General features: G+C 64.5%; 14 protein-coding genes. 1 reads left to right on the forward strand and 13 read right to left on the reverse strand.

Annotated elements, in window-relative coordinates; translation table 11 throughout:
- The 9 genes from rplP to rpsJ are packed head-to-tail and all read right to left on the reverse strand — an operon-like array spanning nucleotide 1 to nucleotide 4,719.
- Nucleotides 1-417 (reverse strand): 50S ribosomal protein L16, encoded by a 417-nt coding sequence (rplP, locus tag AC4EEV_RS05115; protein WP_015937848.1) that lies wholly within the window; start codon nucleotides 415-417, stop codon nucleotides 1-3.
- On the reverse strand, nucleotides 418-1,248 hold the full coding sequence (rpsC, locus tag AC4EEV_RS05120; RefSeq protein ID WP_018760453.1) for a 30S ribosomal protein S3: 831 nt from the start codon (nucleotides 1,246-1,248) through the stop codon (nucleotides 418-420). It lies immediately after the preceding gene.
- Nucleotides 1,249-1,614 (reverse strand): 50S ribosomal protein L22, encoded by a 366-nt coding sequence (rplV, locus tag AC4EEV_RS05125; protein WP_009358304.1) that lies wholly within the window; start codon nucleotides 1,612-1,614, stop codon nucleotides 1,249-1,251. It abuts the gene before it with no gap.
- A 38-nt stretch (nucleotides 1,615-1,652) separates the two neighbouring features.
- Nucleotides 1,653-1,934, reverse strand: coding sequence for a 30S ribosomal protein S19 (rpsS, locus tag AC4EEV_RS05130; protein WP_003803803.1), 282 nt, complete (start codon nucleotides 1,932-1,934; stop codon nucleotides 1,653-1,655).
- Nucleotides 1,935-1,946: 12 nt separating this feature from the next.
- On the reverse strand, nucleotides 1,947-2,786 hold the full coding sequence (gene rplB, locus AC4EEV_RS05135; protein ID WP_026264302.1) for a 50S ribosomal protein L2: 840 nt from the start codon (nucleotides 2,784-2,786) through the stop codon (nucleotides 1,947-1,949).
- Nucleotides 2,787-2,815: 29 nt separating this feature from the next.
- Nucleotides 2,816-3,121 (reverse strand): 50S ribosomal protein L23, encoded by a 306-nt coding sequence (rplW, locus tag AC4EEV_RS05140; RefSeq protein ID WP_011692807.1) that lies wholly within the window; start codon nucleotides 3,119-3,121, stop codon nucleotides 2,816-2,818.
- Complete coding sequence (rplD, locus tag AC4EEV_RS05145; protein ID WP_018760455.1) at nucleotides 3,118-3,738, reverse strand: 50S ribosomal protein L4; 621 nt, start codon at nucleotides 3,736-3,738, stop codon at nucleotides 3,118-3,120. Before rplD ends, rplW begins: the two co-directional genes overlap by 4 nt.
- A 4-nt stretch (nucleotides 3,739-3,742) precedes the next feature.
- On the reverse strand, nucleotides 3,743-4,393 hold the full coding sequence (gene rplC / locus AC4EEV_RS05150; protein WP_013601833.1) for a 50S ribosomal protein L3: 651 nt from the start codon (nucleotides 4,391-4,393) through the stop codon (nucleotides 3,743-3,745).
- Nucleotides 4,394-4,410: 17 nt separating this feature from the next.
- Nucleotides 4,411-4,719 carry a 30S ribosomal protein S10 gene (rpsJ, locus tag AC4EEV_RS05155; protein ID WP_003803825.1) on the reverse strand — a complete coding sequence of 103 codons (309 nt, stop codon included), beginning with the start codon at nucleotides 4,717-4,719 and terminating at the stop codon, nucleotides 4,411-4,413.
- Nucleotides 4,720-5,114: 395 nt separating this feature from the next.
- On the opposite strand from rpsJ, the gene AC4EEV_RS05160 reads away from it, so the two are divergent.
- A complete protein-coding gene (locus AC4EEV_RS05160; RefSeq protein WP_491330287.1) occupies nucleotides 5,115-6,551 on the forward strand; it encodes a GH1 family beta-glucosidase in 1,437 nt (478 codons plus the stop codon).
- 21 nt (nucleotides 6,552-6,572) lie between these two features.
- On the opposite strand, the gene AC4EEV_RS05165 is transcribed toward AC4EEV_RS05160, so the two are convergent.
- The 4 genes from AC4EEV_RS05165 to tuf form a co-directional block, all read right to left on the reverse strand.
- Nucleotides 6,573-7,823: an Nramp family divalent metal transporter gene (locus AC4EEV_RS05165; protein WP_018760457.1), complete on the reverse strand. Its 1,251-nt coding sequence runs from the start codon at nucleotides 7,821-7,823 to the stop codon at nucleotides 6,573-6,575.
- A gap of 105 nt (nucleotides 7,824-7,928) precedes the next feature.
- On the reverse strand, nucleotides 7,929-8,054 hold the full coding sequence (locus AC4EEV_RS05170) for a hypothetical protein (RefSeq protein ID WP_491330288.1): 126 nt from the start codon (nucleotides 8,052-8,054) through the stop codon (nucleotides 7,929-7,931).
- 29 nt (nucleotides 8,055-8,083) lie between these two features.
- Nucleotides 8,084-12,286: a hypothetical protein gene (locus AC4EEV_RS05175; RefSeq protein ID WP_491330289.1), complete on the reverse strand. Its 4,203-nt coding sequence runs from the start codon at nucleotides 12,284-12,286 to the stop codon at nucleotides 8,084-8,086.
- Between the two features lie 149 nt (nucleotides 12,287-12,435).
- Nucleotides 12,436-13,626: an elongation factor Tu gene (gene tuf, locus AC4EEV_RS05180; RefSeq protein ID WP_018760460.1), complete on the reverse strand. Its 1,191-nt coding sequence runs from the start codon at nucleotides 13,624-13,626 to the stop codon at nucleotides 12,436-12,438.
- Between the last annotated feature and the right edge of the window lie 34 nt (nucleotides 13,627-13,660).

A 13,660-nucleotide genomic window follows, 5' to 3' on the forward strand; every position in this document is an offset into this window, starting at 1 on the left:
CTACTCACCACCTTCGCGACGCACAATGCGTGCCTTCAACGGCAGCTTGTGGATTGCCAGGCGCAGGGCCTCGCGAGCTACCTCTTCATTGACACCGGAGAGTTCGAACAGAACCCGGCCCGGCTTGACGTTGGCGACCCACCATTCCGGCGAACCCTTACCGGAACCCATGCGGGTTTCGGCAGGCTTCTTGGTCAGGGGACGGTCCGGGTAGATGTTGATCCAGACCTTACCGCCACGCTTGATGTGGCGGGTCATCGCGATACGGGCAGATTCGATCTGGCGGTTGGTGACGTATGCCGGGCTCAGAGCCTGGATACCCCACTCACCGAACGAGACCTCGGTGCCGCCCGTTGCAGCGCCGGAACGACCCGGGTGGTGCTGCTTACGGTGCTTGACTCGACGTGGGATAAGCATTTAAGCCTGTCCTCCTTCTGCTGCTGCAGGTGCAGCTTCAGCTGCCGGAGCTTCAGCAGCAGGAGCTGCGTCAGCGGCCGGGCGGTCGTTGCGACGGCGGCGGTCACCGCGGTCGGCGCCACCCGGACGGCCGGGACGGTCGCCACGGTTGCCGCGGGACGGTGCCGAGGCAGCCTGGGCGGCCAGTTCCTTGGCAGTGACGTCGCCCTTGTAGATCCAGACCTTCACACCAATGCGGCCGAAGGTGGTCTTGGCTTCGTAGAAGCCGTAGTCGATGTTCGCGCGGAGGGTGTGCAGGGGCACACGGCCTTCGCGGTAGAACTCCGAGCGGGACATTTCAGCGCCACCGAGGCGGCCCGAGCAGGCGATACGGATGCCCTTGGCACCTGCACGCTGTGCGGACTGCATGGCCTTCTTCATCGCACGGCGGAATGCCACGCGGGAAGTCAGCTGCTCTGCAACGCCCTGGGCCACAAGCTGGGCTTCCATCTCGGGGTTCTTGACCTCGAGGATGTTCAGCTGGACCTGCTTGCCGGTGAGCTTCTCGAGCTCGCCGCGGATGCGGTCTGCTTCTGCTCCACGGCGTCCGATGACGATGCCGGGACGGGCCGTGTGGATATCCACGCGGACACGGTCACGGGTGCGCTCGATCTCGACCTTGGCGATACCGGCGCGCTCCATGCCCGTGGACATGAGCTGGCGGATGCGGATGTCTTCGCGAACGAAGTCCTTGTACCGCTGGCCGGCCTTGGTGCTGTCAGCGAACCAGTGCGATACGTGATCGGTGGTGATGCCGAGTCGGAACCCGTGCGGGTTTACTTTCTGTCCCACTTAGCGAGCCTCCTCTTTCTCCGGGGTAGCGACTACCACGGTGATGTGGCTGGTGCGCTTCTTGATCTGAAATGCACGACCCTGGGCACGCGGCTGGAACCGCTTCATGGTCGGGCCTTCATCAACAAACGCTTCGCTGATGATGAGGTCACCTTCGTCAAACGCCACGCCGTCGCGGTCCGCGAGGACCCGGGCGTTGGAGATTGCCGACTGAACTACCTTGAATACCGGCTCCGAAGCTGCCTGGGGGGCAAACTTCAGAATTGCCAGAGCCTCATTCGCTTGCAATCCACGAACAAGGTTGACGACGCGCCGGGCCTTCATAGGCGTTACGCGGATGTGGCGCGCAATTGCCTTGGCTTCCATTGCTTTCCTTCTCTCGTCTTTGACGTAAACGCAGGCGCCTAGCGGCGCTTGCCCTTACGGTCGTCCTTGACATGGCCGCGGAATGTCCGCGTGGGAGCGAATTCGCCGAGCTTGTGCCCGACCATCGACTCAGTGACAAACACCGGGATGTGCTTGCGTCCGTCGTGTACGGCGATCGTGTGCCCGAGCATGTCGGGGATGATCATCGAACGGCGGGACCAGGTCTTGATGACGTTCTTGGTGCCCTTTTCGTTTTCCCTGGCGACCTTCACAAAGAGGTGCTGGTCAACGAAAGGACCTTTTTTCAGGCTGCGTGGCATGTGTCCAGGCTCCTATCGCTTGTTCTTGCCAGTACGACGGCGACGCACAATAAGCTTGTCGCTCTCTTTGTTCGGGCGGCGGGTGCGGCCTTCACGCTTACCGTTCGGGTTGACGGGGTTACGTCCACCGGACGTCTTACCCTCACCACCACCGTGCGGGTGGTCAACCGGGTTCATGGCGACACCACGGACGGTCGGGCGGACGCCCTTCCACCGCATACGGCCGGCCTTGCCCCAGTTGATGTTCGACTGCTCGGCGTTGCCGACCTCGCCGACGGTTGCGCGGCAGCGCACGTCAACGTTGCGGATTTCGCCGGAAGGCAGGCGCAGCTGGGCGAAACGGCCTTCCTTGGCAACGAGCTGGATGGATGCACCGGCGGAGCGGCCCATCTTGGCGCCGCCGCCCGGGCGCAGTTCAACTGCGTGGATGACGGTACCCACCGGGATGTTGAGCAGGGGCAGGTTGTTACCGGGCTTGATGTCTGCACCGGCACCTGCCTCCACAACGTCACCCTGGGAGAGCTTGTTGGGGGCGATGATGTAACGCTTGGTGCCATCAACGTAGTGCAGGAGGGCGATGCGAGCCGTGCGGTTCGGATCGTACTCGATTTCGGCAACGCGGGCGTTGACGCCGTCCTTGTCGTGGCGACGGAAGTCGATCAGACGGTACTGGCGCTTGTGTCCACCACCCTTGTGGCGGGTGGTGATCTTACCGGTGTTGTTACGGCCGCCCTTCTTGGGCAGCGGACGTACCAACGACTTTTCCGGCGTCGACCGCGTGATTTCGATAAAGTCCGCTACGCTCGAGCCACGACGGCCCGGGGTAGTCGGCTTGTACTTACGGATTCCCATAATTTATTTCCTCGTTAAAGTGGTCTCCGCTACGCGAGCGGACCGCCGAAGATGTCGATGGTGCCTTCTTTGAGGGTGACAATCGCACGCTTGGTGTTCTTGCGGGTACCCCATCCGAATTTGGTGCGCTTGCGCTTACCGGCACGGTTGATGGTGTTGATCGATTCGACCTTGACGGAGAAGATCTTCTCCACGGCCAGCTTGATCTCGGTCTTGTTCGAACGGGGGTCCACCAGGAAGGTGTACTTGCCCTCGTCGATCAGGCCGTAGCTCTTTTCCGACACGACGGGTGCAAGCACGACGTCGCGGGGATCCTTGATGGTGGCTGCACTCACTTGGCATCCTCCTCGTTCTTAGCTGCCTTGGCGGCTACGAATGCTTCGTAGGCTGCCTTGGTGAAGACAACGTCATCGGAGACGAGAACGTCGTAGGTGTTCAGCTGGTCTGCGTACAGAACGTGAACGCCGGCGAGGTTGCGCACGGACAGTGCGGCAACGTCGTTGTCGCGCTCGATGACGACCAGCAGGTTCTTGCGGTCGGAAACACCGCGGAGCGTTGCCAGTGCGGTCTTGGCGGAAGGCTTGGTGCCTTCAACCAGTTCAGCGACAACGTGGATGCGTCCGTTGCGGGCCCGGTCGGAGAGTGCGCCGCGCAGTGCAGCAGCAATCATCTTCTTGGGGGTCCGCTGGCTGTAGTCACGCGGGGTGGGACCGTGGACAACGCCACCGCCGGTCATGTGGGGAGCACGGATGGAACCCTGACGGGCGCGGCCGGTGCCCTTCTGCTTGAACGGCTTGCGTCCTGCACCGGAAACTTCAGCGCGGGTCTTGGTCTTGTGGGTTCCCTGGCGGGCAGCAGCGAGCTGGGCAACGACAACCTGGTGCAGCAGCGGCACGTTGGTCTGAACGTCGAAGATCTCTGCAGGCAGGTCAACCTGGACAGTGTTAGCCATTGAACTAGGCTCCCTTCACGGCGGTACGTACGAGGACGACCTGGCCGCGGGCACCGGGAACGGCACCCTTGATCAGGAGCAGCGACTTCTCGACGTCAACCGCGTGAACGGTGAGGTTCAGCGTGGTGTGACGAACGGCGCCCATGCGGCCGGCCATTTTCATGCCCTTGAAGACGCGGCTCGGGGTGGATGCGCCACCGATTGAACCGGGCTTACGGTGGTTCTTGTGGGCACCGTGGGAAGCTCCAACGCCGTGGAAGCCGTGACGCTTCATAACACCGGCGAAGCCCTTACCCTTGGTGGTGCCGATGACGTCGATCTTCTGGCCGGCTTCGAAGACCTCTACGGAGAGCTCCTGGCCCAGCTCGTACTCGGCAGCATCTGCGGTACGGAGTTCGACGACGTGGCGGCGAGGCGTGACGCCTGCCTTTTCAAAGTGACCAGCCAGCGGCTTGGTGACCTTGCGGGGATCGATCTGGCCGTAGCCGATCTGGACGGCGACGTAGCCATCGGCCTCAGCGTTGCGCAGCTGGGTGATGACGTTCGAATCTGCCTGGACCACAGTGACGGGGATGAGCTTGTTGTTCTCGTCCCAGACCTGGGTCATGCCGAGCTTCGTGCCCAGCAGGCCCTTTACGTTACGGGTTGCGGTCATAGTTTCTCAGCACCTCCCTACAGCTTGATTTCGATGTTCACGTCAGCCGGCAGGTCGAGACGCATGAGCGAGTCGACGGCCTTCGGCGTGGGATCGATGATGTCGATAAGACGCTTGTGCGTGCGCATTTCAAAGTGCTCGCGGCTGTCCTTGTACTTGTGCGGAGAGCGGATCACGCAGTACACGTTCTTCTCCGTCGGCAGCGGCACGGGGCCGACTACCGTTGCGCCTGCGCGCGTGACCGTCTCAACGATCTTCCGTGCTGAAACGTCAATGACCTCGTGGTCGTATGACTTCAGCCGGATGCGGATTTTTTGTCCCGCCATGTCGCCTGACTCTCTTTCAGTCTGTGCTTCCCCGGTTTAGGGCTGCCCTGTTCACTTACCTGTTGTATGGCTGCCGAAGCATTTGAGGTCGTAACCACCATCCGCCGCACAAACTGAATCCGGATAAATCCGGGTTCCTCACCTTGCCGGCGTAACCGACCCCCGCGGTCGGGCGTGTCGCGCTGGGCGCGCATATGAATCCGCAGTTCCATGGGGGTGGGTTATGTTTGGTCTTCAGCTTGGACCCTGCACCCGGCATTATCCGGATCGGGACGCGAAGAAGCGCTTGAACAACTCATCTAGTATGCCGGAAAACCCTGCCAGATGCGAATCGCCGCTTTTCAGCCCCATGAACTGCCATTGCCGTGGACCGGAAGCCACTGGATGATAGGGGCATGACCATGGAAGGCACGGAATCGGTGACCGAACTGGCCGGGCGGGTGCCGCCGTCGTTCACCCTGGGTGTTGCGGCTGCGGCGTTCCAGATCGAAGGCTCCCTCAAGGCGGATGGCCGGGGACCCTCCGGGTGGGACGCCTTCGCCGAAAAGCCCGGGGCAATCCTGGACGGCCACTCCCCCGCCGTCGCCTGCGACCACTACAACAGGTTGCCCGAAGATGTGGCGCTGCTCAAGGAGCTCGGCGTTGGCTCGTACCGCTTCTCGCTCTCCTGGCCCCGCATCCAGCCCGACGGCCAGGGCAGCTTCAACGCCCAGGGACTGGATTTCTACGACCGGCTGATCGACGAACTCCTCGAGGCCGGCATCGCCCCCATGGCCACTCTCTACCACTGGGACACTCCTTTGCCGCTCGAGCACAGGGGCGGCTGGCTGAACCGGGACACGGCGCATCGCTTCGCCGAGTACGCCAGGGCGGCCGGCGAGCGGTTCGGGGACCGGGTGCCGCAGTGGGTCACCCTCAATGAGCCCGTATCGGTAACCCTGAACGGCTATGCCTTGGGGGTGCATGCACCTGGACGCCGCCTGATGTTCGATGCCTTGCCCGCCATCCACAACCAGCTCCTGGCGCACGGGTTGGGGGTCCAGGCGCTGCGGGCCGCCGGAGTTGTTGGCGGCATCGGCCTGACGAACCTGCACTCACCGGTCAGGCCAGCGTCCCGGAAGATCGGCGATCGGATGGTCGCCCACCTGTACGACCTGCTGATGAACCGGCTGTATGCCGACCCCGTCCTGCTGGGCCGCTACCCATCCCTGCCGTTGTATGCCAGGCCGTGGTTGCGTTCCATCGGCAGGATCTCCGATGCAGACCTGAAGACCATCCACCAGCCGCTGGATTTCTATGGGCTCAACTACTATTTCCCGGTCAAGGTGGCGCTGGGGCCCGGCATTACGCCCCTGCCGGCGGACATGCACCAGGAACTGGCCAAGCTTCCCTTCCACGAAGTGGGGTATCCGGAGTACGGCAGCACCGGTTTCGGCTGGCCGGTGGCGCCACACCACTTGGGGATCCTGCTGCAGGAAATGCGGGACCGTTACGGTGATGCCCTGCCGCCGGTGTACATCACCGAGGGCGGGGCCAGCTTCCCCGAGCCCGACCGCGTGTCCGAGACTTTGGACGACGCCGACCGGGTGGACTACCTGGCGACGCACCTGGGAACTGCGCTGGAGGCCACGGCGCCCGGCGGTATTGCGGAGGGCGTGGACCTGCGCGGCTACTACGTGTGGACCCTGATGGACAACTTCGAGTGGGCAGCCGGCTACTCGCAGCGCTTCGGCCTGGTGCATGTGGACTTTGAGACCCTTGAACGGACCCCCAAGAAGTCCTTCTACTGGTACCAGGCCCTCTCGCGGGCCCGGGCACGCCGGGACAGCTAGCGCAGGGCTGCCGGCGCCGGCTCAGCTATGTCCGGACACCGTGAGGACGATCAGGACACAGTTCAGTCCGACGATCAGCGCGGCACTGGTCCAACCGGCAAGCCGCAGCGGCTTGGAATCCACGTGGATGCCCATCACTTCGCGGCTGCCGGTGAGCCGGATCAGGGGGATCAGCGCGAATGGAATCCCGAAGCTGAGGAGCACCTGGCTCAAGACGAGGGCAAGCGTCGGCTCTATCCCGGCACCCAGGACCACCAGTGCCGGGATCAAGGTGATGATCCGCCGGACCAGGAGGGGCACCCTCACCTTCAGGAGGCCGCCCATGATCGTGGCTCCGGCGTAGCAGCCAACCGAGGTGGAGGCCAGGCCGGAGGCAAGGAGGCCTACGGCAAAGACGACGCCGATCACCGGCCCGAGTGCCGACGTCACAGCAGCATGCGCCCCGGCAATGGTGTCGGTTCCTTCCACCCCGCGGAGGCTGGTGGCGGCCAGCAGCAGCATGGCGATATTGACGATTCCGGCAAGAAGCAGGGCACCGGCGACGTCAACGCGCGTTGCCCGAATGAGCCTGGACCGGACCCCGGGATCAGGCGAGAAGCCATGGCGGTCCCGTGCCAGGGCCGAGTGCAGGTAGATCGCGTGCGGCATGACCGTTGCCCCGAGCATGCTGGCGGCCAGCAGAACCGTGTCTGTCCCCTCGAACCGCGGGACAAGGCCGGCCAGCGCACCGCCCGCGTCAGGCGGGCTGACGAACAGGCCCGAGACGAACCCCACCGCTATCACGCCCAGGAGCGTCAGGATGGCGATCTCGAAGGACTTCTGGCTGCGGTGCGATTGAAGGGCCAGCAACAGCATGGAGGCAACACCAATGATGAATCCACCGGCCAGCAGGGGCACTCCGAAAAGGAGGTTCAGCGCCACAGCGCCACCGATCACTTCGGCCATGTCCGTAGCCCCGGCCACAAGCTCTGCCTGGGCCCAGTAGGCGCGGCGGCGCCGGGTACCCAGGCGCTTGCCCAGGATTTCCGGCAGGCTCATACCGGTGGCCAGACCAAGCTTCGCGGATTGGTACTGGATCAGCACCGCCATGGCGTTGGCGGCCACGAGGACCCACACCAGCAGGTACCCGAAGTTGGCCCCGGCCGTCAGGTTTGCGGCGACATTGCCCGGGTCCACGTACGCGATAGCCGCCACAAAGGCGGGTCCGAGCAGCAGGAGCCGGGACCAGGCCTTGGGGCCTGCAGGTCCGGCCGTCAGTGTGGGAGCAGCCATTACGTGTCCTCATCGTTGCGGGCATCTACAAGACGAGGATAGCGCGAATTTAGGTATACCGAAAAGTAGGACTACGGTGTACCAGCGAATCTGCTCCGCACGGTGTTACGGGTTCTTGTTGGACCTGTTGATCCGTTTGGCGCGATCGATCTCGTGCCGGAAATACCTTTTGGCCCAAAACGCCCCGGCGACGACGACAACCGCGACGATCAGGAAAATAAACCACCCCATGATGGACTCCTTTCAGTGCTGAAACAGTATCAGGGCGCGTTCCCGGCCTTGTCCTCACCAGCGGTGCCACGGTTGAGGCGCCAGACCGCAAAAGCAATAAGGCCGACGGCCACCACGGTCAGGAGCGCAAACGTGTACTGCCGCATTGCCCAAAGGACGCAGACGGCAATCCCAGCGGCGCCCCACCTGACAAAGAGCCTGTCACCGAGGACCAGCCCGGCGACCAGAAGCAGGGCGAGCCATACCAGTACCCACAACTGCTGTGAGGCTTCACCCCCGAACACCGTGCCCGCCCCTGACAGGCTGAGCAGCCCCGCGGCGGCACACACATAGCGCCGGCCGATGGTGCGACTGTTCGCCAGGTATCGCAGGCCAGCCAGCACGGAGGCCAGCAGCATGTACCACTGCGCCACCCAGAAGGGGTCCGCGTGGGAATCGGCTGGCCACGGCAGGAGTCCTTGGACTGCGCCGAACTCGAACAGGGCGGCCCGCTGGACAGCAGCCACGATCGCGAATGCCGCCAGCTCCGCTGCAGGCCGGCGCATGCGGGGTGTCGCTTCGGCGACAGCAACAGCGGCGGCGGCAACGAGGACGCCCACACCGGTCCAGGAAGTTCCATCACGGTAGAGGCCCGCAAGCGCTGCCAGGAGAAGGCCGGCAAAAGCGCCGCCGGCCAAGGACCAGCGCCGGAACGGATCATCCGTTAGGGCCCTGGACCGTGCCCGGCGCACGGCGTAGAGCCCCGCTGCCGCCACGCCTGGCCCTGCCAGCCATGGCAGGTACTGTGCCCACTCCCCCGGGCCATTGCCCTCGGATTCTCCCAGCCAGGCGGCCGCCAGCATGAAGGCTCCGCCGAGCACGGCGGCCGCAGCCGGCGGATAGAGGAGCGGCCTCGCTTCCACATGGGACGCCGTCAGCAGGACCGTTGCAACGGCAAGCACGGAAGCGCCCGGAACCCAGTGGGAAGCCTGGGGCGACACAGCCAACGCCGCAGCGGTGAATGTTCCTGCTGCGGCGAGCCACAGGCGGCGCTCCGGGCCCGTAGAGACACTGCGGCGCTGCCACTCCGGACCGGCGGCGGCTGCCGCAAGGCCCAGGAGCAGAAGCACAACGGCTGTCCCGGTGAAGCTGAAGGCAGCCACGTCCCCGAAAGCAACCACCGGGCTGAGGGACAATACGCCGAAGAGCAGCCCGTAAACGCCGAAGTACAGCGCACCCCGGGCAACGAACAGCCTGCGGGCCACGGCGGCCGACACCACCAGCAGCCCGAGCTCTAGAAGCAACACCCAACGGCCCGCGCCGTCCACCCCGGTTCCACCGCCCGGCAGCGGAGCACCAAGGGTCGGGCCAAGCCGCAACGCCCCGTGCTGCACGGCGTACACCAAGGGCAGCAGAGCCTGGCCTGCAAGGGTGATCCACACGGCGGCCTGCTGGAAGGGCACGGCAGCGAGCCGGAAACGCATCAACCAGCGAATGACATGCTGGGCAGCAAGGACGAGCGCAAACGTTACGGAAACAGCGGTTGGTGACGCCGTCAGGTCGTCGCTGAGCACCAAGGCAAGGACGGCAGTCAGGACGCGCGCGGCAACGAAGTACCACCCTTTGCTCCGAGGCCGGGGCACCGCTGCCACCATGACGCCGGCAAACACCGCGAAGACACCCAGCAGAACCTCCATTGCCCGGGCATTTCCGAGCGACAGGCCCGCGAGAACAATGAAGGACACAGGGGCAAAGACTCCAGCGGCCGGCTCCGTCCGCAGGACGTAGGCAGTCAGTGCGGCGGAAACTGCAGCTCCGGACACGGCAGCAAGGTGCTGCCAGCTCCCGGATGCCTGGAGCGCCAGGACAGCACAGGCGGCGAGCTGCAGCACGATGACACCGGCAGCGTCGAAAACTACGCCCGACGGGGCCCGTCGCAGGATCTTCGCGCCCAACGGCAGGGACATCTGGGCAAAGAGGGCGGCGACGAGAACGGTGGCCGGATGCAGCGCCTCCCCTCCGACAACGAGGCTGCCGGTGCTGTGCTGCAACTGGGAGAACGCCGTCAACACCAAAACGGTTCCTGTCGCCCGGGCGACCCACCAATAAGCCCACCGGTGCCCCAGCGCCGGGAGCCTGGACGCAGAAGCGACCAGGTACGCCAGCAACAGCAAGAGGACCACGTTCCCGGCCCCCTCCGTCAGCCTGCCAAACGCGAACGCCGCAAGCATCGCGCCCACCACCGGCGCCAGTACCTCTCCGGCGCCGGGCCGCCAGTTGCGCCAGTCCGCAGGTTTGCCGGTCAACAAGAAGCCGGTCACGAGAGCAGCCGTGAGCAGGATCAGCGCTGACGCCCACACCAGCCCCTGGGACCCGAGGCCCGCGACTGACGAGAGGCTGGCGATGCTCCCGAGGCCGAGGAGCGTGAAGCCGACCAGGCTCATGCTGGGCGCCAGGGCCCTCATTCCGAAACGCTGCATCGCCGCAGAGAGAAGTTGCTGCACAGCCGCCGCGATCAGCAACGTGAACCACACGGCCCGGTTCTGCCCGGCGCCTTCGGTCAGGGCTGCTGCCAGCGCAGGAGCCAGCACCGTGCAGGCCAGGCGCGCGTTGAGCACCATGCGGTGCCGCAGTGCCCCGTCCGCCACGTAGGCCCGGACTGCCCAAAAGACGCAGGCCAGGAACAGCATCAGCGCAAACACGCCCTCACCGAGGTGATGGCTGACGAGGGCTGCCAGCAACAGTGCCGGGAGTGGCACGATCTCCGCGCGGCCGCGAAGCCTGGCAGCCAGCGCGAAGCCTGTGACAAGGCTCAGCAGGACTGGAAGCCACAGTGGCACAGGACTTGCAGATATCCGGGCCGGCAGGAAGAAGCCCGCGACGACGACGGCCAGCGCGTAGCCGGCCGTGGCCGCGAACTGGATGCCGAACGTGACGAACGCGTCACGCCGCCAGCGTGCCGTGCCCGCCTGCGGGCCGGCGTCGACCGTCCGTTGGTGCCCGCCGGACCCGCTTGCTGCCCGCGTGATCCAGCCTTCAAGGTGTCCGCCCATGAATGCCACTGCCACTGCCTGGGCGCCAACCACAACGGCAAGGGTGAACAGGGCGACCGTCCCGCGTCCTGACACGTGCCAGATCCCCACCGTCGCCGCGATTGTCAGAGCCACCCTCGCGGCCCTGAAATACGCCACCCGCAGACCAGCCGTCGTCACTGCAAACACGGCGAAGTATGCCCCGCAGGCGCCGACGACCAGCGCATACTCGGCCTTGGTCAATCCCGGGCCACCGGGCAGGAACGGCGAAAACGTGGCCGCAACCGCGACACCTGGCACCACATAGGGGTGCAGTGCGGCAAGCGGCCCGGCGAAAATAGGCGGCAGCCAAGACGGGCGCCGATGCGACAACAACGTGAAGGCCACGGCCACGCTGATCATGGCCGCGAAATACCAAACGAGTGCTCCTCCGAGGACAGCAACCCCCGACCACGCCGTCGACACCACAAACGTCAACGAGAGGTAGGTCAGGACTTTACTGTCCAGCCTGATGGCGGCCGCCACATAAGCAGCGGTCCCCAGCAGGGACGTCAGCAACCAGGTGGCCGGCCCGTTGTGCCAGGCAAAGTTGTACAGTGCCAGGCCCGAAACCGGCACCAGCGCCAGCCCGGTGCCGGTGAAGGCAACGGCGGCCGGCCTCAACCGGGCGATCTTTGCATGCAGCCCGAAGCCCAGACAGTAGAACGTTGCGGTGACGGCTCCAACACCGGCGAAGCGCAGCATCGGGGGCAAACTGCTCCCGACGAAGAGTGCCGCAGCCGCCACCAGGAGCATGCTTGCGACGTAGAGCGTTATGTTGATGTTCTGCCGGTCCCGGCGTTCCCGGCGCGCCTGGCGCTCGGCCGGCGTGACGGCACGCGGCACGGCACGGGCACCCGATGGGACTGGCGCGGGGGGCCGCGGCGGTACCGCCCGTCCGGGGCCGGAGACGATTCCCAACCGGTCGGCGTCGGCCTGCCGGGTCAGTGCGGAGGATGCCGGTGCGGGCTGCCCGAAAGCGGCTGCCGCGGCGAGCGTTCCGGCAACTGGCGGAAGCACAGGAGGAGCCGCGTCCACAGAGACCCGCGCCGGGTTCACTTCCTGCGCCGCGGGTTGGTCCGCACTGGCCGGACGCCGCATTTGGTCTACTTGAGCCATGGCGTCCAGCCACCCCTGCAGATGACCGGCGCGGTACCCTGCGGCATACGACTCGTCCCTCATGTCGGGCCTTCTTCCATAAGACAACGGTCCCCATTTATTTATCAAACGACTGGATAAATGGTAGCAAAAGAAAACCCCGCTGCACTGGGCAGCGGGGTTTCCTGTGGATTACCGAATCAAGGATTCGGATGGTCCGTGATCAGCAGAAACTACTTGATGATCTTGGTGACACGTCCCGAACCAACGGTGCGGCCGCCTTCACGGATTGCGAAGCCGAGGCCCTCTTCCATTGCGATGGGCTGGATGAGCGCAACGGTCATCTCAGTGTTGTCGCCGGGCATAACCATTTCCGTGCCCTCGGGCAGGGTGATAACGCCGGTTACGTCCGTGGTGCGGAAGTAGAACTGCGGGCGGTAGTTGGAGTAGAACGGGTTGTGACGTCCGCCTTCGTCCTTGGACAGGATGTAGACGTTGGCCTCGAAGTCGGTGTGCGGGGTGATGGAACCCGGCTTGACGACAACCTGGCCACGCTCGACATCGTCGCGCTTCAGACCGCGGAGCAGGAGGCCACAGTTCTCGCCGGCCCATGCTTCGTCGAGCTGCTTGTGGAACATCTCGATACCGGTAACCGTGGTCTTCTGGACCGGGCGGATGCCGACGATCTCGACCTCGGAGTTGATGGCGAGGGTTCCACGCTCGGCGCGGCCCGTAACAACAGTGCCACGACCGGTGATGGTGAAGACGTCTTCGATCGGCATCAGGAACGGCTTGTCGCGGTCACGTACGGGGTCCGGAACGGACTCGTCGACTGCAGCCATCAGGTCCTCAACGGACTTGACCCACTCGGGGTCGCCTTCCAGGGCCTTCAGGCCGGAGACGCGGACAACCGGAGCGTTGTCGCCATCGAAGCCCTGCGAGCTCAGGAGCTCGCGAACTTCCATTTCGACGAGGTCGAGGAGCTCTTCGTCGTCAACCATGTCGGCCTTGTTCAGCGCGACCAGCAGGTAGGGAACACCAACCTGGCGGGCCAGCAGAACGTGCTCGCGGGTCTGAGCCATCGGGCCGTCGGTAGCGGCAACCACGAGGATTGCGCCGTCCATCTGTGCAGCACCGGTGATCATGTTCTTGATGTAGTCAGCGTGGCCGGGGGCGTCAACGTGTGCGTAGTGACGCTTCTCGGTCTGGTACTCCACGTGGGAGATGTTGATGGTAATACCGCGCTGACGCTCTTCGGGTGCAGAGTCGATCGACGCGAAGTCACGCTTCTCGTTGAGAGTCGGGTACTTGTCGTACAGCACCTTGGAAATGGCGGCCGTCAGCGTCGTCTTACCGTGGTCAACGTGACCAATGGTGCCGATGTTGACGTGCGGCTTAGTCCGCTCGAACTTTGCCTTTGCCACAGGTTCCTCCTAGAACGTTTTCAAATGACATACC

Source organism: Pseudarthrobacter sp. MOO14 (assembly GCF_058267675.1).

Excerpts from the sequence above, each read along its gene's own strand:
- rplP (WP_015937848.1), bottom strand. The coding sequence starts at position 417 with ATGCTTATCCCACGTCGAGTCAAGCACCGTAAGCAGCACCACCCGGGT.
- rplV (WP_009358304.1), bottom strand. The coding sequence starts at position 1,614 with ATGGAAGCCAAGGCAATTGCGCGCCACATCCGCGTAACGCCTATGAAG.
- rpsS (WP_003803803.1), bottom strand. The coding sequence starts at position 1,934 with ATGCCACGCAGCCTGAAAAAAGGTCCTTTCGTTGACCAGCACCTCTTT.
- rplB (WP_026264302.1), bottom strand. The coding sequence starts at position 2,786 with ATGGGAATCCGTAAGTACAAGCCGACTACCCCGGGCCGTCGTGGCTCG.
- rplD (WP_018760455.1), bottom strand. The coding sequence starts at position 3,738 with ATGGCTAACACTGTCCAGGTTGACCTGCCTGCAGAGATCTTCGACGTT.
- rplC (WP_013601833.1), bottom strand. The coding sequence starts at position 4,393 with ATGACCGCAACCCGTAACGTAAAGGGCCTGCTGGGCACGAAGCTCGGC.
- rpsJ (WP_003803825.1), bottom strand. The coding sequence starts at position 4,719 with ATGGCGGGACAAAAAATCCGCATCCGGCTGAAGTCATACGACCACGAG.
- AC4EEV_RS05160 (WP_491330287.1), top strand. The coding sequence starts at position 5,115 with ATGACCATGGAAGGCACGGAATCGGTGACCGAACTGGCCGGGCGGGTG.
- AC4EEV_RS05165 (WP_018760457.1), bottom strand. The coding sequence starts at position 7,823 with ATGGCTGCTCCCACACTGACGGCCGGACCTGCAGGCCCCAAGGCCTGG.
- AC4EEV_RS05170 (WP_491330288.1), bottom strand. The coding sequence starts at position 8,054 with ATGGGGTGGTTTATTTTCCTGATCGTCGCGGTTGTCGTCGTCGCCGGG.
- AC4EEV_RS05175 (WP_491330289.1), bottom strand. The coding sequence starts at position 12,286 with ATGAGGGACGAGTCGTATGCCGCAGGGTACCGCGCCGGTCATCTGCAG.